The sequence below is a fragment of the Snuella sedimenti genome (genome assembly GCF_016428595.1).
Taxonomy (GTDB): Bacteria; Bacteroidota; Bacteroidia; order Flavobacteriales; family Flavobacteriaceae; genus Snuella; species Snuella sedimenti.
Genome location: NZ_JAELVQ010000010.1, coordinates 1 through 21,322, shown reverse-complemented (window position 1 = coordinate 21,322; position 21,322 = coordinate 1). Strand labels below are relative to the sequence as shown.

Annotated in this window: 12 protein-coding genes, 1 pseudogene and 1 CRISPR repeat array; of the genes and pseudogenes, 8 read left to right on the top strand and 5 right to left on the bottom strand. The window is 36.8% G+C overall.

The window, feature by feature from the left end; translation table 11 throughout:
* Positions 1 to 2: 2 nt before the first annotated feature.
* A complete protein-coding gene (locus JF259_RS09265) occupies positions 3 to 2,990 on the bottom strand; it encodes a SusC/RagA family TonB-linked outer membrane protein (RefSeq protein ID WP_199115039.1) in 2,988 nt (995 codons plus the stop codon).
* 257 nt (positions 2,991 to 3,247) lie between these two features.
* Between JF259_RS09265 and JF259_RS09260 the strand changes: the two genes are divergently transcribed.
* The 8 genes from JF259_RS09260 (at position 3,248) to JF259_RS09225 (ending at position 16,209) form a co-directional block, all read left to right on the top strand.
* Positions 3,248 to 4,321, top strand: a complete 1,074-nt coding sequence (locus JF259_RS09260) for a LacI family DNA-binding transcriptional regulator (RefSeq protein ID WP_199115038.1) — start codon at positions 3,248 to 3,250, stop codon at positions 4,319 to 4,321.
* Positions 4,322 to 4,453: 132 nt separating this feature from the next.
* Positions 4,454 to 5,815 carry an MFS transporter gene (locus JF259_RS09255; protein ID WP_199115037.1) on the top strand — a complete coding sequence of 454 codons (1,362 nt, stop codon included), beginning with the start codon at positions 4,454 to 4,456 and terminating at the stop codon, positions 5,813 to 5,815.
* A 4-nt stretch (positions 5,816 to 5,819) separates the two neighbouring features.
* Positions 5,820 to 6,500 (top strand): beta-phosphoglucomutase, encoded by a 681-nt coding sequence (pgmB, locus tag JF259_RS09250; protein ID WP_199115036.1) that lies wholly within the window; start codon positions 5,820 to 5,822, stop codon positions 6,498 to 6,500.
* Positions 6,501 to 6,603: 103 nt separating this feature from the next.
* Positions 6,604 to 8,913, top strand: a complete 2,310-nt coding sequence (locus JF259_RS09245; RefSeq protein ID WP_199115035.1) for a glycoside hydrolase family 65 protein — start codon at positions 6,604 to 6,606, stop codon at positions 8,911 to 8,913.
* 141 nt (positions 8,914 to 9,054) lie between these two features.
* The gene (locus JF259_RS09240) at positions 9,055 to 11,172 is read left to right on the top strand and encodes a glycoside hydrolase family 97 protein (RefSeq protein ID WP_199115034.1); all 2,118 of its coding nucleotides are present in this window, start codon (positions 9,055 to 9,057) and stop codon (positions 11,170 to 11,172) included.
* Between the two features lie 16 nt (positions 11,173 to 11,188).
* Positions 11,189 to 13,168 (top strand): glycoside hydrolase family 13 protein, encoded by a 1,980-nt coding sequence (locus tag JF259_RS09235; RefSeq protein ID WP_199115033.1) that lies wholly within the window; start codon positions 11,189 to 11,191, stop codon positions 13,166 to 13,168.
* Between the two features lie 376 nt (positions 13,169 to 13,544).
* Positions 13,545 to 14,981, top strand: a complete 1,437-nt coding sequence (locus tag JF259_RS09230; RefSeq protein WP_199115032.1) for an alpha-amylase family glycosyl hydrolase — start codon at positions 13,545 to 13,547, stop codon at positions 14,979 to 14,981.
* A gap of 337 nt (positions 14,982 to 15,318) precedes the next feature.
* Complete coding sequence (locus JF259_RS09225; RefSeq protein ID WP_199115031.1) at positions 15,319 to 16,209, top strand: glycoside hydrolase family 16 protein; 891 nt, start codon at positions 15,319 to 15,321, stop codon at positions 16,207 to 16,209.
* A 109-nt stretch (positions 16,210 to 16,318) separates the two neighbouring features.
* Positions 16,319 to 17,045: direct repeats of the CRISPR family, unit length 46 nt; unit sequence GTTGTGAATTGCTTTCAGATTACTATTTTAGTAGACAATTCGCAGG.
* Between the two features lie 109 nt (positions 17,046 to 17,154).
* Here JF259_RS09225 and cas2 read toward each other — a convergent pair.
* The 4 genes and pseudogenes from cas2 to cas9 form a co-directional block, all read right to left on the bottom strand.
* Positions 17,155 to 17,460, bottom strand: a complete 306-nt coding sequence (gene cas2 / locus JF259_RS09220) for a CRISPR-associated endonuclease Cas2 (RefSeq protein ID WP_199115132.1) — start codon at positions 17,458 to 17,460, stop codon at positions 17,155 to 17,157.
* Positions 17,461 to 17,766: 306 nt separating this feature from the next.
* A complete protein-coding gene (gene cas1, locus JF259_RS09215) occupies positions 17,767 to 18,672 on the bottom strand; it encodes a type II CRISPR-associated endonuclease Cas1 (protein ID WP_199115030.1) in 906 nt (301 codons plus the stop codon).
* A gap of 92 nt (positions 18,673 to 18,764) precedes the next feature.
* Positions 18,765 to 19,382, bottom strand: coding sequence for a transposase (locus tag JF259_RS09210; RefSeq protein ID WP_233164193.1), 618 nt, complete (start codon positions 19,380 to 19,382; stop codon positions 18,765 to 18,767).
* Positions 19,383 to 19,420: 38 nt separating this feature from the next.
* A pseudogene (gene cas9 / locus JF259_RS09205) lies at positions 19,421 to 21,208 on the bottom strand (type II CRISPR RNA-guided endonuclease Cas9); the annotation flags it as partial.
* Positions 21,209 to 21,322 lie beyond the last annotated feature (114 nt).

Sequence of the window (21,322 nt, the reverse complement as noted above, 5' to 3'; positions counted from 1 at the left end):
ATTTAAAAATCTAAGTTTACACCAAACGTATAGGTTCTTGGTCTTGCATATGGCGATTGCTCGATGCCATCAAAATTCTCAGGATCTAAACCTTTATAGTCGGTAATAACAAAAACATTATTAACCGATGCGTACAATCGTAGACTGAGATTCTTGGAAATAAAGTTTTCTAACTTATAGCCTAGCGTAATATTATCTAACCGAAGGAATGTCGCATCGGACAAATAGAAATCTGACAAGGCCTGGAGGTCTGATTGTTTTTCCTGAAACCCATTGTAGTTCGTTCCATCAAATAAGTTAAGGGCATTTTTAATATAACCGGTATCGTTGGTAGGTATGGCAACATCGGAATAGCCTCTGTTCAATAGGTTCGCATCATAAATATGCCCTCCCAATTGCCCTCTAAAATTTGCACTAAAATCTAAATTCTTATAGAAAATACTGGTTCCGAAACCATAGGTCCATTTGGGATCTACTGGGGTGAATACTCTATCGGAATCCGATATAACACCATCCCCATTCTGATCTACAAAAGCGTCTGCAATAGGGGCACCGTTGCTATTGTATACCTGCTCATATAACCAAAATGAGCGGCCACGTTGCCCTACTGCTGTTTGAAGGATATTAACACCAGTACCACGACCTATACCTCCGCCACTGGAATATTGTTCAATATTTTCAAGATTGGTAACATAGGTTTCGTTAAAGGCCAGATTTCCATTAATTTCTAAAGAAAAATCGTCTGTAGTAATAGGTTTTAGCTGTAAAGCCAATTCTACACCTTCACTTTCGGTATTACCTACATTACTAACAAAACGGTTTTTAAGAGCGCCTTCTGGCTGTGGAACCTCAGCTAAGAGATCTTCTGTCTCCCTTATATAGTAATCTATATTACCTGAAAGAACATTTTCGAAAAGGTCAAAATCTACACCAACATTAAGTGTTTTTGTTTTTTCCCATGTTAGATTAGGGTTATATACATTGGCCCTATACGTTGTGTAAACCTGGTTACCAAAAATATAGCTTACCGTTGGATCGCCATCAACATAAAGTGCCGTATACGGGTAATACCCAGCGGTTCCAGTAATATCCTGTTGCCCGGTAAGTCCCCAGCCTATTCTCATTTTTAAGGTATTAACCCAATTAGAATCAGACAAAAAGCCTTCTTCATCCAGTTTCCATGCAAAAGCGAAAGCAGGGAAATAACCCCATCGATTATCTTCACTAAACAAAGAAGAACCGTCTGCTCTTAAAGAAGCTGTAAAAAGATACTTGTCCTTAAGATCTAAATTTAAACGTCCGAAAAACGATTGTAAGTTTAATTCATTGGCATACCTAACAATTTCTGAAAGCTGTCTAAAACCATTATCCGTATTGGTTGGGTGCTTAATCCCTTCAGAATAAAAGTTTTGGTACGCGTATCCTGCCTGGGCATCTACTTTAGTCACAAAACCTTCCAATCGCTTAGTGTATGATAAATAACCATCTAAGGTATGGTCTCTTTTTATCTGCGTTTCTTCATAATTGGGGCTAAAGTTGTTAAATATCTCCAAGCCTTCAAATACAGTATAAGCATCGATGGCTTTCTGCAAATAAAATTCATTGATATCCGATTCAGAATAATCCAATCCCATATTTACGATAGCACGTAATTCTGGCAACCAGTGAAACTTGTAATTCAATTCCAAATTACCTAGAAGCCTGTCCGCATCCTCATTTCGCTCCCGTTGCTTTAATTTAGCCAAAGCATTTGTTGGCCCCACATTACCATCAGCATCGGTAAGTTGATAGTATCCGTCAAATTTACCTCCATTGGGATCGAACACTGGTTGTGTTGGGTTTAACTCCAAAGCACTACCAATGGCACCTTCATCCGGCTGATCTTTTTCTGTAGCAATCCCTTTTGCATTAATGGTTACTTTTAAATGATTATCGAAAAATTCCGGCGCCATATTTAACGATGCCGTATACCTATTTAACTGAGACTCTTTTAATATCCCCGTAATACCCGAATGTCCAAAAGAAGCACGAAAAGGTACTTTTCCAAACAAATTAGCCCTCGCACTAAAATTATTATCAACACTCATAGATGTTCTATAAATTTCCTCTTGCCAATCGGTATTATAAACGGTTCCGTTTACCCCTAACAAACTACTACTATCCGGATACAAGGCATTGATGAAATCGCTATATTCACTAGCATTAAATACCGTTATTTTATCGGACAAGGTACCCACCTGAACACTAGACGATAAATTAAACTTTGGAGCCCCTTTACTTCCCGATTTAGTAGTAATGATAATAACACCATTAGAAGCTCTGGAACCATAAATAGCCGTAGACGATGCATCTTTAAGAATGGAAAACGACTCAATATCGTTTGGATTCACTAAAGTTAAAGGGTTAGCCTGACCTGCTGGACTAATATTAGACAAAGGAATACCGTCTATTACAATTAGAGGACTATTATTACCTGACAATGAAGAGCCTCCCCTAATTCTGATATTAGGGTTGGCATCTGGTTGACCGCCACTATTTACAATCCTTACACCAGTAGATTTACCGTTTATCATCTGATCTGCAGACACAATAGCACCCTTGTTTAAATCTTCAGCCTTTAATAATTCTACCGCACCCGTTGCATCCTTCTTTGTCGTAGATCCATAACCTATTACAACAACTTCATCCAATTGCGCAGCATCTTCTTGCATAACAACATTCAATTCGGTTTGTCCAGAATACGTTATCTCCTGCGATTGATATCCAATAAAAGAAAACAACAAAACGTCGCCATTATTTACTTCAATTTTATATTCACCATCAAAATCGGTAGCCGTACCAGCGGTTGTACCCTTAACAAGTACATTAACCCCAGGAAGCGGTAATGATGTTGACTGTTCTGTTACTATTCCAGAAAGCGTTGTTTGCCCAAGCATACAAGCAGGCGCAAAAAGCAGAAGAAACAGTAATCCATTTGCAATTGTTTTCATACAATTATATTTAATTAATGTGTTTGTTTAGTTCAATTATATTTTCACTTCTCGGGTTAAAACTATGTAAAGAAATTGTAAACAAACAATTAGAAATTACGAAATTCTTAGCGAAAACGTTTTCGTGTTGAAAACTTTATATAATATACGTCTTTTTAGTAAGAAAAACAACAATTGAATGGTGATGAAAACAAATAATATGGTATCTTTAAAACGCCAATTTACATTCACAAAAATCATTTTGATTTTATTAGTTTATGAGGAAAAAAATAACATTAAAGCAAATTGCCCGAGAATTAGACGTATCGGTTTCAACGGTTTCTAAAGCTTTAAGCGGAAGCAAGGAAATTAGTGAAGATACCACGCAAAAAATTCAGGCTTTTGCTAAACTTTATAATTACAGGCCCAATAATATTGCGCTTAGTTTAAAAAATCGAAAGACAAAAACAATAGGCATCCTAATCCCCGAAATAGTTCATCATTTTTTTTCTACTGTAATTAGAGGCATTGAACTTATAGCTAACAGACGGGGGTATAATGTTATTGTTGGGCTATCTAACGAGTCCTTTTCTAAGGAAATTATTAACATGGAAATGCTTGCCAATGGTAGTATTGATGGTTTTATATTATCAATTTCTAAAGAAACACTGTTAAAACAGGATTACCATCATTTTAATGCAACAATCAATCAAGGCATCCCAATAGTTATGTTCGACAGGGTAGTAAATGAAGTAAACTGCGATAAGGTTATTGTAGATGATTTTAATGGCTCTGTAAAAGCCGTAAAAAAACTTATAGAAAATAATTGTAAAAACATTGCCCTTATAACTACTATGGACTACGTTAGCGTAGGTAGATTAAGAACCCAAGGTTATATTGAAGCACTTGAAGAACATAAAATATTTGCAGATTCCAATTTAATATTGAAAATTGACGATAGCCTGGATGTCGAAAATCATCTAGAAGTATTAGAAAATGAAATAGAACGGTTCTTTAAGACGAATAATACTATTGATGGTGTTTTTGCGGTTAATGAGCTTTATGCCGTAACCGCTATGAAAGTTGCTAGAAAATTAGGGCTTAGCATTCCTGAGGATATTCAGGTAATTGGGTTTACAGACGGCGTACTTTCCAAGCATGCTACACCTAGCCTAACTACAGTAAGTCAACATGGTCAAAAAATGGGCGAACAAGCCGCTAATTTATTAATAGACCGACTGGAAGCAATAGACTCAGAAAGTGATCAATATATAGTAAATGACAACCCAAAACATGACTTTATAAAAATAGTTATTGAGACCGAATTGATTGAAAGAGAATCAACTAAATAATTTTTTTTATTAGGAAAATCTAAATTCTTTTATATCTTTGTCCGAAATCAAAACTTATATTTTCACTTCTCACAGTAAGTTTTGATAAGTAATATCGCTTATCAAATAGTATTAATTTAAACATACTATTTAATGGAAAAGCGTAGATTAAGTTTCTGGGAAATATGGAACATGAGTTTCGGTTTCTTGGGAATCCAAATGGGGTTCGCCCTGCAAAATGCCAACGCAAGTAGAATACTTCAAATTTTTGGTGCCGATGTTCACGAACTATCTTGGTTTTGGATCGTTGCTCCCCTAATGGGGCTTATTGTTCAACCAATTATTGGTTATTACAGCGACAAAACCTGGAACCAGAGATTAGGAAGAAGAAAACCCTACTTTTTAGTTGGAGCCATCCTTGCTTCTGTTGGTTTAATACTATTACCACAAGCAGATCTATTTATTGCATTTCTTCCAGCTATATGGGTTGGAGCAGGTATGCTTATGATTATGGATGCTTCTTTTAACATTGCTATGGAACCCTTTAGGGCACTGGTAGGTGATAACCTTAGAACCGATCAACGCACTTTAGGTTTCAGCGTACAAACAGCGCTTATTGGGTTTGGAGCTGTTATTGGCTCGTGGTTACCCTACGCATTGGCAAACTGGTTTGGTGTTTCCAACGCAGCAACCGAAGGTACTGTGCCCCTTAGTTTAATAGTGTCTTTTATTATCGGAGCCGTTATACTCGTTGCTTCAATATTAGTAACCGTTTTAACAACTAAGGAATACACCCCGGAAGAACTGGCAAGCTTTGAAGCAGCATACACTAGCGAAGACACGACAAGTGAAACCAACGAAAAGCCATCAAGCCTTTTGGATATTTTTGAAGATTTCAAAAAGATGCCAGCTACCATGCGACAACTTAGTTGGGTGCAATTTTTCTCCTGGTTTGGTTTGTTCGGGTTATGGGTTTTTGCTACACCTGCTATAGCACAACATGTTTATGGCTTAGAACACACAGACAATAGCAGTGCATCCTTCCAAAATGCTGGTGATTGGGTAGGTATTCTGTTTGGCGTTTACAACTTAGTATCGGCTTTTTATGCTTTTGCCCTACCATACATTGCTAAAAAAATTGGTAGAAAACGTACCCACGCATTTTCTTTAGTCATTGGTGGTCTAGGCTTGCTTTCCATTTATATAATGCCCGATAAAAACTGGTTAATACTATCCATGATAGGTGTAGGTATTGCATGGGCCAGTATACTGGCTATGCCCTATGCTATTTTGGCAGGATCCATTTCCCCAAAAAAGATGGGCGTATACATGGGCATCTTTAACTTCTTTATTGTTATGCCCCAAATCATTAATGCCTTAATAGGCGGTCCATTGGTTAAGTATGCCTATAACAACCAGGCCATTTTCGCTTTACTTATTAGCGGAATAAGTTTTTTAATCGCTGCAGCATTGGTATCTAAAGTAAAAGATATCGATGATGTAATACAATCGTAACATAATGAAAACTAAAGGATTTATATTCGACCTCGATGGGGTCATAGTAGATACTGCTAAATACCATTATCTGGCATGGAAAGCCTTAGCTAAAAGCATTGGTATTGATTTTACGGTTCATCAAAATGAACAATTAAAAGGCATTAGCAGGGAAAGCTCTTTAAATAAAATTCTGGAATGGGGTAATAAAACACTTCCTAAAGACAAATTTATGGAGCTTATGAAAGAAAAGAACAATCAGTACCTAAGTTACATTACCACTATGGATGAAAACGAAATTCTTCCGGGTGTAACCCAAATACTTGATTACATATCACAACGAAAACACCCTATCGCATTGGGGTCGGCAAGCAAAAACTCTAAAATTATACTCCAAAAAGTAAACTTATTGGATTGGTTTGACGCCATAGTAGATGGTAACAACGTTACAAAAGCAAAACCAGATCCCGAAGTGTTTTTAAAAGCTGCCAAAGCTATTAATACACCAGCAAACCAATGCATCGTTTTTGAAGATTCGGTTGCCGGTATTCAAGCTGCCAATGTCGCCAATATGATTTCTATTGGCATTGGTGATTCCACAATATTAAATGAAGCAGATTTTGTTTTTAAAGACTTTACCGAAATCCACGTGGATTTTTTAGAAAGACTTATAAAAACTAAAAAAGAAGAATTAAAAAAAGTATAAGAGCAATATAAACTAACTCGGGGCAAGCCCACAGAACCCTTAAATCCTACCTGCATCAAGCAGGCTCGATGTTCGAGTAAAACTCTTATTAATACCATTAAAAATGAATCAAGATTATATAAAACCAGATAACTGGTCCATTATAGAAGAAGGCTTTAATGTAGATCATGTAAAATCTTCAGAAAGTATATTTAGCATAGGCAATGGCGCTATGGGACAACGCGCCAATTTTGAAGAATACTATTCCGGCCCTACATTTCAAGGCAGTTATATTGCCGGGGTATACTACCCTGATAAAACCAGGGTAGGATGGTGGAAAAACGGATATCCGGAATATTTTGCCAAAGTTCTTAATGCTCCCAACTGGATTGGTATTAACGTTACCATAAATGGTGAGCAACTCGATTTGTTTAATTGTAAAGCGGTTACAGATTTTAAACGGGAACTCAACATGAAAGAAGGCTGGCTATCCAGATACTTTACGGCAACACTACAAAATGACATCCAAATTCAAGTTAAAACAAAACGTTTTCTAAGTTTGACCATAGATGAAATTGGTGCTATTAAATACGAAATCATGCCACTAAACAGTGATGCTGATATCGTATTGGAACCGTATTTAGACAGTGGCATTACTAATGAAGACACCAATTGGGATGATAAATTTTGGGATACCCTAGAAGTAAACCACGAAGGAAAACAAGCCTTTATTGTGTCGAAAACCATGAAAACAGATTTCCATACCTGTACCTTTATGGAATCTAATATCTTTTTAAATGAAGCACCTGTTTCCATTACACCAAAGCGTGTTACAGATTCTAATTACATATCACTTAGCTATAAGGCTCAGGTTAATAAAGGCGATTCCTATACTATTCACAAGTTTGGAGGTTATACTGTTGATAGAAACCATCCCAAGGACAAACTTGTTTCAGCCGCACAAAACGTCCTCAAAAAAGCAACAACATTAGGCTTTGATGGTTTACTAGACACCCAAAAACAAGCATGGTCTCATATTTGGGACATGGCAGATATAACGATTGGCGGCGATATAAAAGCACAACAAGGTATTCGCTTTAATATCTTTCAGCTTAACCAAACCTACCTTGGTAAAGATTCACGTTTAAATATAGGCCCTAAAGGTTTTACAGGTGAAAAATACGGTGGCAGTACTTATTGGGATACCGAAGCCTACTGCATTCCCTTTTACATGGCTACCAAAGATCAGCAAGTCGCCAGAAGCCTTCTGGAATACCGCTATAACCATTTGGAAAAGGCCATTGAAAATGCCGAAAAACTGGGATTCAATAATGGTGCAGCCTTGTACCCCATGGTAACCATGAACGGTGAAGAATGCCACAACGAATGGGAGATCACCTTCGAGGAAATACACCGTAATGGCGCCATTGCTTTTGCTATCTACAATTACCACCGCTACACTGGCGATTACAGTTACATACCAGAAAAAGGCCTAGAAGTCTTAATTGGTATTGCCCGATTCTGGCAGCAACGCGCAACCTTTTCGAAAGATAAAAACAAGTACGTTATCCTTGGGGTAACCGGACCTAATGAATATGAGAATAACGTTAACAATAACTGGTACACAAATTATTTAGCGCAATGGTGTATTAATTATACATTAGAAACTATTGAAAAAGTAGAAACCGAATATCCTAATGATTATTCCCGTATCGCAGACAAAATACAATTACAAAAGGAAGAACTCGAACAATGGGAGCGTGTTACAAAAAACATATATTTACCGTTTTCAGAAAAATATAATATCTACCTACAACAAGACGGCTTTTTGGACAAGGAGTTAATAACGGTATCCGATTTGGATACATCGCAACGCCCCATCAACCAAAAATGGTCCTGGGACAGAATTCTGCGTTCACCTTACATAAAACAGGCGGATACCCTCCAAGGTTTTTACTTTTTTGAAGACCGGTTTACCCAAGAAGAACTAGAACGCCATTTCGATTTTTACGAACCCTTTACGGTTCACGAAAGCTCATTATCACCCTGTGTTCATAGTATACAAGCTGCAAAACTAGACCGTATGGAACAAGCATACACCTTTTATTTGCGTACCTCCCGACTGGATTTAGATGATTATAATAAAGAAGTACACGAAGGCCTGCACATTACCTCTATGGCAGGTACCTGGATGAGTATTGTTGAAGGCTTTGGGGGTATGCGTGTTAAGAACAATAGCTTACATTTCGAACCCAAAATACCTAAACAATGGGAAAACTATTCCTTTAAGGTGAATTTTAGAAACCGTATCCTAAAAGTAAACGTTACCCAAAAGCAAACACAATTTGAAATGATAAGCGGAGAGCCGTTAGAATTTTTTGTAAACAACAGTCCTTTGTTACTACAAAAAGAACAATTACTAGCTTTAAACTAGAACTAAGACAAAAACATAAACCCTTTGTGCATTTTTGAAACAAACACAATTAATGTCAGTTCGAATGGTTTTGAGGAACAAAAAATCGTATCGAGAACTTTTTTATGTACAAAATTCGCAACAGGTAAAACATTATAAAAAATGAAGAAGTCACTCATAACAACCCTGGCCCTTTTACTCTTAGCCTTTAATTTTACCATTGCACAAGAGCTAAAATCACCAAATGGAACATTGGTAATGCAATTTTCAATTGAAAATAACGGAATCCCTACCTATCAATTATCCTATAAGAACCAAACTGTGATACAAACAAGCCAGTTAGGCTTAGAACTTAAAGATGACAAAAAATCCTTGCTGGATGATTTTACAGTTTCAAAAACCGAACGCACTACCTTCGATGAAACCTGGCAACCAGTTTGGGGAGAAGTTAAAGATATTCGCAATCATTACAACGAATTGGCAGTAACCTTAACCCAAAATGAAACCAACAGAATTGTTGTTATCCGTTTTCGTTTATTCGATGAAGGCTTAGGGTTTCGCTACGAATTCCCTGTACAAAACAACTTGGTATACTTTGTAATCAAAGAAGAAAAAACACAATTTGCCATGACGGGCGACCATACCGCGTTTTGGATTCCGGGCGATTACGACACCCAGGAATACGATTATACAGAATCTAAACTTTCAGAAATCAGAGGCCTATCGGAAAAAGCCATGACCGAGAATTTATCACAAAAATCATTTTCATCTACAGGCGTACAAACCGCTTTAATCATGAAAACGGCCGAAGGCCTGTATCTTAATCTACATGAAGCAGCACTAATTGATTACTCCTGCATGCATTTAAATTTAGATGACAAAAATATGGTTTTTGAATCGTGGCTAACGCCCGATGCCAATGGCGATAAAGGATACATGCAAGCCCCTTCACAATCACCGTGGAGAACTATTATGGTAAGTGATGATGCCCGCGATATCTTAGCATCAAAAATAACCTTAAACCTAAACGATCCCTGTAAAATAGAAGACACCTCATGGATCAAGCCCGTAAAATACATTGGTGTCTGGTGGGAAATGATTACCGGAAAAAGTTCATGGTCCTATACCGATGAATTGCCCGCAGTGCAATTGGGCATTACCGATTTCACAAAAGTAACCCCTAACAGTACCCACGCAGCAAACAACGCAAAAGTAAAACACTACATTGATTTTGCTGCCGAACATGGTTTTGATGCCGTTCTGGTAGAGGGTTGGAACCAAGGCTGGGAAGATTGGTATGGGCATTCTAAAGACTATGTATTTGACTTTGTAACCCCCTACCCCGACTTTAATGTAGAAGCCATTCACAAATACGCGGCATCCAAAGGCGTTAAAATGATTATGCACCACGAAACCTCTGGCTCTGTTCGCAATTACGAACGGCATATGGATCAAGCCTATCAATTTATGAAAGACCATGGCTACGATGCCGTTAAAAGCGGTTATGTGGGCGCCATTTTGCCACGGGGCGAAAACCACTATAACCAATGGATCGTAAACCATTATCAATACGCTTTGGAAAAGGCAGCCAACTATAAAATTATGATCAATGCCCATGAAGCAGTAAGGCCAACAGGCATTTGCCGCACCTATCCTAATCTAATAGGAAACGAATCGGCCAGAGGCACCGAATACCAAGCTTTTGGAGGTTCTAAACCCAACCATGTTACCATATTACCGTTTACACGTTTAATTGGTGGCCCTATGGACTATACTCCAGGGATTTTTGAAATGGACATTAGCAAACTCAACCCAAACAACAATTCCCATGTAAACAGCACACTGGCCAATCAATTGGCCCTATACGTTACCATGTATAGTCCCTTGCAAATGGCCGCAGATTTACCAGAACATTACGAACAATTTATGGATGCATTCCAGTTTATAAAAGAGGTAGCCATCGATTGGGATAAAAGTATCTATTTGGAAGCAGAACCAGGGCACTTTATTACCGTGGCCCGTAAAGAAAAGAAGGCAAACAACTGGTTTGTTGGCAACGTAAATGGTAACAATGCCAGAACCTCAACAATTACACTCGACTTTTTAGAAAAAGGCAAACAATACATTGCCACCATCTATGCCGATGCCAAAGACGCACACTATAAAACCAATCCGCAAGCCTATACTATTACAACAAAAAAGGTGACCAGCAAATCAAAATTATCACAATGGTCTGCGCCAGGTGGTGGTTTTGCCATTAGTATTAAAGAAGTACAATAAAATAACACACCTATCTATGGTTAACTATTTAGTAAAACAAAAACGTAATAAACTTATATTCTTACTAGGGCTATGTTTATCCCTAATAGTCCTGAATGTATCTTGTAAAAAACAAAATAACATTGCTCCGGTAATAGAACCTTCAACACCTGCAATTGTTAAACACCATACAATTGAGCGTGTTGAACCACCCAATTGGTGGGTTGGTTTTAAAAACAACACATTACAATTATTGGTAAAACACCCTAATATTTCGGAAGCAGCTCCTTATATTTCATATCAGGGTGTTGCTATCAAAAAGATACATTCAGCAGACAGTCCTAATTATTTATTTATTGATTTAAGCATAGACAAAAACACAAATCCAGGTCAATTTAACATAAACTTTAAACTTAAAGATGGAAAGGAGTTAATACATACTTACGAGTTAAAACCCAGACGAAAATCGGCCGACGAATATGTGGGGTTCGATAGTTCTGATGCAATATATTTAATCACCCCCGATCGGTTTGCAAACGGTGATCCATCAAATGATATTAATAATAACCTACTAGAACAAACCATAGATAGAACCAATGATTATGCACGGCATGGCGGAGACATTGCTGGGATTACCAAACATTTGGACTATATTGAAAGTATGGGCTTTACAGCTATTTGGCCTTGTCCGCTATTAACCAACGATATGCCAAATGGCTCTTATCACGGTTATGCTATGACCAATTTTTATGAGATTGATCCGCGCTTCGGAACCTTAGACGACTATCTGGAACTGTCGTCTAAAATGTCTAATAAAGGAATGAAATTAATAATGGACCAAGTGGCCAACCATTGCGGCTTAGAACACTGGTGGATGAAAGATTTGCCCTTTAAGGATTGGATTAACCACCAAGAAGATTACGAAGCAAATAAAGACCATTGGGATAACAAATTTACAGTACACTCCAACCATAAAAGGACATCCAATCAAGATATATACGCTTCAAAAAAAGACAAACAAGGAATGACAGACGGTTGGTTTGTATCCAGTATGCCAGACCTCAACCAACGTAACCCGTATATGGCGACATATATCATTCAAAACAGTATTTGGTGGATTGAAACCGCTAAGCTCGCAGGTATCCGTCAAGACACATATCCATACCCCGATAAAGATTTTATGAGCGCTTGGGCTGGAGCCATTATGAACGAATACCCAAACTTTAGTATTGTAGGTGAAGAATGGAGCACAAACCCACTACTCATTGCCTATTGGCAAGAAGGTCACAAAAACCTTGATGGTTACGATTCCAATTTAAAATCACCAATGGATTTTGCCATGCAAAGCCTTATTGTCCAAGGTTTAAACGAAGAAGAATCATGGGGCACTGGTCTTATTAAACTTTATGAAGGACTGGCTAACGATTTTAGCTATAGTTCACCTAAAGACCTTATGGTCTTTCCAGACAACCATGATATGAGCCGCATTTTCACCCAGTTAAAAAGCGATGTTACAAATACAAAAATGGCATTAAGCTATTTACTAACCTTACCAAGAATCCCACAAATTTACTACGGAACAGAAATATTAATGAATGACTCGGCTAAACCCGGTGACCACGGGTTAATTAGAACCGATTTCCCTGGTGGTTGGGATGGCGATTTGGTAAATGCATTTGCGGGAACAGGACTGACCGATACCCAAAAAGACATGCAAAACTTCCTAAAAAACATATTGCATTATAGAAAACATAGTAAAGCCATTCACGAAGGTAAAACCATTCATTTTGCACCCGAACACAATGTTTATGTATTGTTTAGAATGCTAAATGATGAAATTATTGTACACATCATGAACAAAAATAACGCTCCCTTCGATTTAGATTTAAGCCGTTTTAAAGAAATAGGATTGCATGGTAAAACATTAAAAAACATCATTTCGGATAAAAACCTTATTTGGGAAGACACACTAACCCTTTCCAAAAAAGGAAGCACCTTATTAACCACAAAATTCTAATTAACATGAGTTATATAAGAAAATCATTTGATTTCAACCTAAAGTCCCTTCGGAATTCCATGTAATCTGATATAATTTTCATTCAAAAACTGTCAATTTGAGTGATTTTTCGAAGAAAAATAGTATCGAAAATAAATTTTTGAATATTGGTTGGATCACGTCAAACTCACGTTAATTATAAAACGATATAATTACCTTAGTACAATAATACTAATTTATAAAGCCTAAAAGTTCAGATGAAACGAACATTAATAAATTTTAAGCATTTTTTCACAAAAGGGAATGTTTAAAATTTTTAATGTGAGAGCGTAGTGGTTGCATACGTTCTCAATTTTATAATTAATTTACTATTAAATAATTACTGAAATTTAAACGTATGAAACACCTAATCCCATTCTTAATCTTAACACTATTGGTTTGTTCTTGTAAATTAGAAACAAAAAAAACTACTCTTGGCGTTTTTAAACAGGACGTTAAAGCACTTCCTCCTATAACAGACACGGTATTGGAAACTGCAGTTATTTACGAGGCCAACATTCGACAATATTCACAAGAAGGCTCTTTTAATGCCTTTACCAAGGACATTCCCCAATTAAAACAACTCGGTGTAAAAATTATTTGGCTTATGCCCGTTTTCCCAATTTCGGAAACCAAACGTAAAGCCACTGGAGGCGATTTTGCCAGTTTGATTGAAGACGAAACAGAACGCAAAAAAATGTTGGGAAGCTATTACGCCGTTTCAGATTACACAAAGATCAACCCTGAATTTGGCACCATCCAAGACTTTCGCGAATTAGTAAAAACAGCGCACCAAAATGGCATGTACGTTATTTTAGACTGGGTTCCCAACCATACCGGATGGGATCATGTGTGGCTAAAAACAAACCCCGAATTTTATATGAAAAATGCCAAAGGTGAGATCACCGATCCTCTAAATGCAGATGGCACTTCAAAAGGCTGGGGTGATGTTGCCCAATTAGACTATACCAACATGGACATGCAAAAAGCAATGATAAAGGATATGGTGTACTGGGTAGAAAATGAAGACGTAGACGGTTTTAGATGTGACCATGTAGAGCCTACCCCCATTACTTTCTGGAAAAAGGCCATTGCCGAACTAAGTGCAAAGAAAGCACTCTTTATGCTTGCCGAAAATGACGACCCTAAATTCATGAAGGCCAATTTATTTGATATGGAATATGGTTGGAAAGCACACCATTTAATTAAGGAAATAGTGCATAATAAAAAGACCTTAAAAGACTTTGATGCCCTTATGGAATACATTGACACCACCTACGAAAGCGATGACATTCTCATGAATTTTGTAACCAATCACGACGAAAATTCCTGGGCCGGTACTGTACAAGAACGTTTGGGCGATGCCTCAGAACTTGCTACGGCATTAACCTATGTCATGCCCGGAATGCCACTTATTTATTCCGGCCAGGAATATAACCTAAACCACCGTTTAAAGTTTTTCGAAAAAGACACCATTCCCAAAACAAAAAGCAACATGTGGCTCCTTTTGGAAAAATTGGGCACCTTAAAAGCTACAAGCAAAGCACTACACGGCAGCAAGGCCAAGGCCAGTTACAAACGGCTCCATTCGGGTAATGACCAAGTTCTAGCATTTAAGCGCTACAAAGAGGACAAAGCACTAATCTTTATTGGTAACTTTTCAGATACCGTGCAAACATGTCGTGTTCCCGTTTCAGGAAACTTTATAGATTATATAGACAATAACAATATCTATTTTCACAAAAATAATACACTCTCTTTACAACCTTGGGAATACAAGATACTCGTAGAATAACTTGTAGTTTGTATGTTTAAAGCAAAAGATAGTACTTTGTCTTTCCAACCAAAGGAGAAATCTCATAGGCGATCTTATATAATTCAAAGATTCTTCACTTCCCTTGCTCTGCGAAGTTTAAAACTTCGCATTATTACACTTTAGCACTAAAAATGCTTACGATCCACTTTTGTTGTTTTATTCAATTTTCTACTCAGTTCCATTATGCTTTGAAGTTGCGTACTTCAAGGTCATGGATATCCCTTAATTATATTTAGTAATTATTTTTTTGTAAGAAAAAAATACGATATATTTAATGTTTAAACATATAAACATTTATAACTCTAATTAAAAACAAATGAAAACATTATTAAAAGAAGGAGGAACTACAAACAGGAAAAAGAAAATACCTTTACTATTCTTTTTAGGAACGCTTTCAGCATTTATTTCATGTAGCAACCCTACAGATGAGGAATCAGAAATGCTTTCAGAAGACCTTACAGATAAAGGAAAACCCAGCCCTACGTTCAATCTAGTTTATGATGAAGAATTCAATGGTAATGCTTACGACACCAATTATTGGACCAGTTATCAGACCCAAAGCTGGTCATCCGCCTGGAACCATTATGTTGTGCCAAATGATCCTATTTTGGCAGAAGTAAAGGATGGGCACTTATATATGAGAGCCCGTTGGAATACAGAGACCGATCTCCCCGAAACAGGCGCTATACAAACGCTGGATAAGTTCAGTTTTACCTATGGAAAGATTGAAGTAAAAGCCAAATTTACCAGTTCGGGTCAAGGCGGTTGGCCAGCCATATGGCTCATGCCCCAAACGCCCGTTTTTTCCGGCTGGCCAGATGGTGGTGAGATAGATATCATGGAACACCTAAACACCGATAGTTTTATATATCAGGTTGTTCATCAATCAGACAGTGGAGGCAATCATCTTTCGGCTTCACAAACAACAAGTATCGCTTTAAATGATTATAACACCTATGGTATTGTAAAAACGCCTGGTAAAATCGAATTTTATGTAAACGATAACTTGACTATGACCCACAGAGCCTCTGGGAAAGACTCTAAAAAGTGGCCTTTCGATACCGATTTTTACATTATTCTAAATTATGCCTGTGCAGACAAAGGGCAATCCGGCATGTACTTTTGGCCCGGTAATGTTACCTCAACAGATGGCTTCCCATACGAAATGGCTATTGACTACTTGAAAGTATGGGAGTTAGTAGAATAATAATTCCAAACAATAATTTTAAGCATAAAAAAGCTTTTACATTAGTTTGTAAAGGCTTTTGCACTATAAACTAAGCATGGATCCATAAATCATAATTCTTTGTCGTATGCTGATAAATTGCTTTCAGATTACTATTTTAGTAGACAATTCGCAGGGCCCCCTCTGATGGCTTCACCTGATAACTTGTTGTGAATTGCTTTCAGATTACTATTTTAGTAGACAATTCGCAGGAGCTTAAATTAAAATTATATGGGAACCACAGTTGTGAATTGCTTTCAGATTACTATTTTAGTAGACAATTCGCAGGAAGGCGATATAGCAGTGTTTTGGCGCGAAAGTTGTGAATTGCTTTCAGATTACTATTTTAGTAGACAATTCGCAGGGGAACTCCGACAAGTGTTAAATTATCTTGAGTTGTGAATTGCTTTCAGATTACTATTTTAGTAGACAATTCGCAGGAAAGTAGCTAACGGCGCTGAAATCAATGTGTTGTGAATTGCTTTCAGATTACTATTTTAGTAGACAATTCGCAGGGGTAACGTAATTGTGTATGGGCTGAAATTTGTTGTGAATTGCTTTCAGATTACTATTTTAGTAGACAATTCGCAGGGGAACTCCGACAAGTGTTAAATTATCTTGAGTTGTGAATTGCTTTCAGATTACTATTTTAGTAGACAATTCGCAGGAAAGTAGCTAACGGCGCTGAAATCAATGTGTTGTGAATTGCTTTCAGATTACTATTTTAGTAGACAATTCGCAGGAAGTCCTAATGCCCCCCATACCCAACAAAGTTGTGAATTGCTTTCAGATTACTATTTTAGTAGACAATTCGCAGGATACCAGCCATAAAAACCTGGTATCCTGTTTTTTAAACCCAATATCAGGATAATAAAATAGAGCATAAAATTCACGTTTTAGGTTTCAAACACTAAGCTTTTTTCAATCCTAAAACAATTCCAATTGCTGACTAACAGGCTTAGGTGCTACTTCCTTCTTTCCGTAAAACAACTCCATCATGCCAAACTGCTTATCCGTAATTTGCATAATACACACCTTGCCCTTTTTGGGCAAATTCATCTTTGTGCGCTTAATATGTACAGCAGCATTCTCCCTACTGGCACAAAACCGCATATAAATACTAAATTGAAACATGGTAAAACCATCATCCAGTAACTGTTTCCGAAAACGAGTAGCTACTTTACGCTCCGTTAAGGTTTCTGTTGGTAAATCGAAAAACACAAGAACCCACATACTTCTATATTGATTTAATCTTGAAAACTTGTCAATTTTCACACGTTTAAATTTTAGTTAATTACATGATTATATGTTAATTAAAAAATTGAGAACGTGTGCAACCGCTTCGCTCTCACATTAAAAATTTTAAACATTCCCTTTTGTGAAAAAATGCTTAAAATTTATTAATGTTCGTTTCATCTGTTTATATTTATTGCCTTTTGTGGGTCAGATGCAATTCCCCAATAAAATCTCGATGAGTATCAAGATTTGTTATGGGCCATTTCATAGTTTCAATATTACAAAGCAACCAATTCAATACAATTAACACCATACAAAATCTGGATAGAGCACCTTTCTGCTTATCCCCGCAAAGCACTCGTACAAACTATTGGTAGTTCGGCTCATGGCCACCATTAAAGGGCTCTGCTTTCCATCAATTACCACATCCATAGCAGGAATACTTAATAATTCCGCTTTAATAGACCGTGTCAGCTCATTAATATTACAGCCCGTTTCAATAATATCCCATACAACAGCATCAACAAATGGGCGATAAGGTTCCATAACATCATCTGCCAAACAAAAAGCATTGTATTTATTACTGTGAAAAATACCAACCGAAGGCAACAACCCACTACTTACCAAGGCCCGGGCTGCAACAGCCCTTAAAATAGCATATCCGTAGTTAAGTAAGTTATTGGGAGGTATACCCTTTTGATTACGACTAAAACCTTCCAGCCCTTCAAACAGGTTCTGAAAATAATAAGCTGCCGCAATAGCTTCAATATTCCCTGGATCACCACTCTTTACACCTTTAGCCCAACGTTTTAATTTTAAAGCATTGCCTCCCTGTTTTAGCAAATGGTTAGCTTGGTTCTCTACTTTGGCGGTTACGGTCTGCTGCCACAACTGCTTCTTTAAGGGCATACTCGCATTTAATTGATACCGCATGCGTTCAGTCTGCTCGCTATGCCCCACCAATGGCTGTAAAAAACTACAGGGCAAATGTTGCTTATCGCAGGTAATAACTGCGGTTTTATTTTGCACCAACTTCATCAATAATCCATTGGTTATCGTTATCTGTGGATCTTCCAACACCACATAACCCAAATCTTCAATCGGAATAGTAGCCTCTTTTTTATCCTCCTCAGGGAAATTAACCACCAATTGTTCATGCCGAGTACTTAAATACGCAGGATTGCCAAAAAAAAGAGTGCGTTTTATCATAACCTTACCTAATATGTAAAACCAAATATGTTTTTAAATCCTTTGGTTTTTTTGTTATTTTACTTTCAATCGATTCCTGTCAATGCTGGTGATTAGCTATGACAATATTTAAAATTCTCCATGTCACCAAACAGCCCTATAACCTTTTCTAACATCATCCTATCGTAATTATGCAAAATAATGTTCCCATAAGAGGAATATCTCCAACAATCAGGATTGTCCACCAAACCCGCCACTACAGGATTTAAATGGATATAGTGGATTAATTTTCGCAAATAACTTTCGTCCGTTACAAGCTTTCGCTTAAAGGGATGCATAAACAAACTGCCCTTTCTGCTTTGTTCTTTGTTAAGAGCCTGAGCATATGCATTAAATAAATGTGAAAATTGCTGAGTTAGAAACTTGGATACCACCTCTCTTTTTTCCAACCCCCCAAGGGTTTGAAACCCTTGGAGGGTTCTAGAATTAAACTTCAATCTAAAAATAGCCTCCTCAATGTCCCTAGCCTCTTTCACCCTTAACAAAAAATGAAAATGGTTAGGCATCAAACAATAACAATAAACATCTACCAAACTCCCCAAACGCTGTTCGAACAACCTTAAAAAATAGCGATAATTACCTTCATTATAAAAAAGCCGCTCACGACCATTTGCCCTATTATAAATATGATAGGTGCTATCTGGCACTAATACAGCCTTTTTACCTTCCATTAGTTTGATTCTTATTTATCTTCAAGAGTTTATTATGATTAACCTTTAGAAATATTTCCTAAACGATCAACTTTAAGTTTAATACAAACCTCTTTAATTTGTTTACCATTTAGACTTGCAGTTTTAGTATCAAATGATCCAGTAATTTTGTTTTTCTTTCCATTAAAGTTCATATCAACTTCTTTCTCTCTTATAGCCTTTGCAAGCCTATTTGGTGTAAAATAACAAGTTGAAGAAAAATCATTAACATTATATAAGTTTTTCTTCTGTTCAGTAGTCAAATTTTCAAAACTCAATGACTCTATATCCTCATCATTACTTGGAACATACACCAAATCATTAGGTGATAGACTAAATAAAAACTCAACCTCAACTTCTGTTCCTCTATATTCTAATGTATTTTTTAAACTTATAGGAGTTCTTGCTTCTTTGTCAATCTTATGCTCGTGCTGTATCTTTTGATGTTCAATAACTTCATTCAAAGGAACTGTATCGAAGATACGTTCATTTATATCCTTTCTTTGGTACACTACAAAAAATAAATTTGGAGCACCTTGAACATATTTACTCTTTTTATTGCCTTTTGTACCTAAAACAAATCTTCCTTTCCCTTTTTCGTACGTACGAACTTTAAAAAAGGGGTGATGAAATTTGCCATCATTAAATTGAGAAATGTTTTTGTTCATATCCTCAATTCCTTCAGGAGAAAAAGCCAATTCTGGATTGTTGCCTTTACTTTTAAGATAGTTAATTAGAATTTTTTGAATACCCGTATCTGTAATTTTACTGATCTTGCTTTCAGCTTTATCTTTCGTTTTTACGTCTTTAAACATTGACACTAAATCATTTCTTTCTCGTGTGGCAGTTATAATTTCTCCTTTGCCAAGTTTTATCCACGGCAAATTAATAATTCCAGATACCGTTTCCTCGTGCATGGATTTCCTTATCGCCCAATTCATACCTTTTTGTTCAACCTTTGTCTTTTTACCGTTTACGATTTTTTCGTAATGATTGGTTGCTTTGTTAATCACTCGTAGGTTTTGCTTAAAACTAACAACGATTTTTCCCAATTCATTTTTGGCATCAACCGTAAAATTATCCCAAGGCTTTTTAAATTCAATAAACTTATTTCTTACTTTACCATCTTTCTCTTGCCATTTTTTTGTATGGCGTAGCTTGTATTGCAAATCATACCTTTCGCTTTTTGACTTTGCATGTTTGTTATTCAATAAATTAACATGATCTCGCGTGGCACATGCAATAACTAAAGCATCCAATGCATGGTGGCGATGATCAATACGTTTCTTTTGAAAACCTTTTGAAAGCTCTAACGGAACGGTAGGTAAATACTTCTGATGTTTTTCATTCCAGGAAGTAAAATCATTACTCTTTGTCAGCTCATTCATTCGCTCAAAACGAGGTAAAATCAAATCGTTCCAAACATCATTTAATCCCCAGTCTTGTTTTAATCTTCCTGTTATTTTTCCATTAACAGGAATGATGTTTTTAGAGTTTACACCTTCATCACTTTTATCAGCCCGAACGATATTAGATAACAGGTTAGACACAAATTTGCTAATGTAACGCGTATCGTTCAATTGCCGTTCAATCATTTTATCGGGAATATCTGGCAACAACAACTTGTTTTTCTTTTCTCTGTTTTTGTCGTACTGCTCTTTTACAAAACTTGTATATGCTTCTTCCGATAAAATTTCTACTTCTCCCGAACTTGTGGAAACTTTTTGTCCGTAATGATTTTTAATAAACTCCAATCCTAGCTGTTTGTCTTTTAAACTATTTACTTCAGCTTCACAAATTACTTTATCGACTTAGGCGTTTTGTAAATATTAATAATATGAGTAAATTCAAGGGATAAATACATAAACTTATGGAGCAAAGATTCAAAAGCCTATCCTTATTCGAATTTCAAGAGCGTTTTT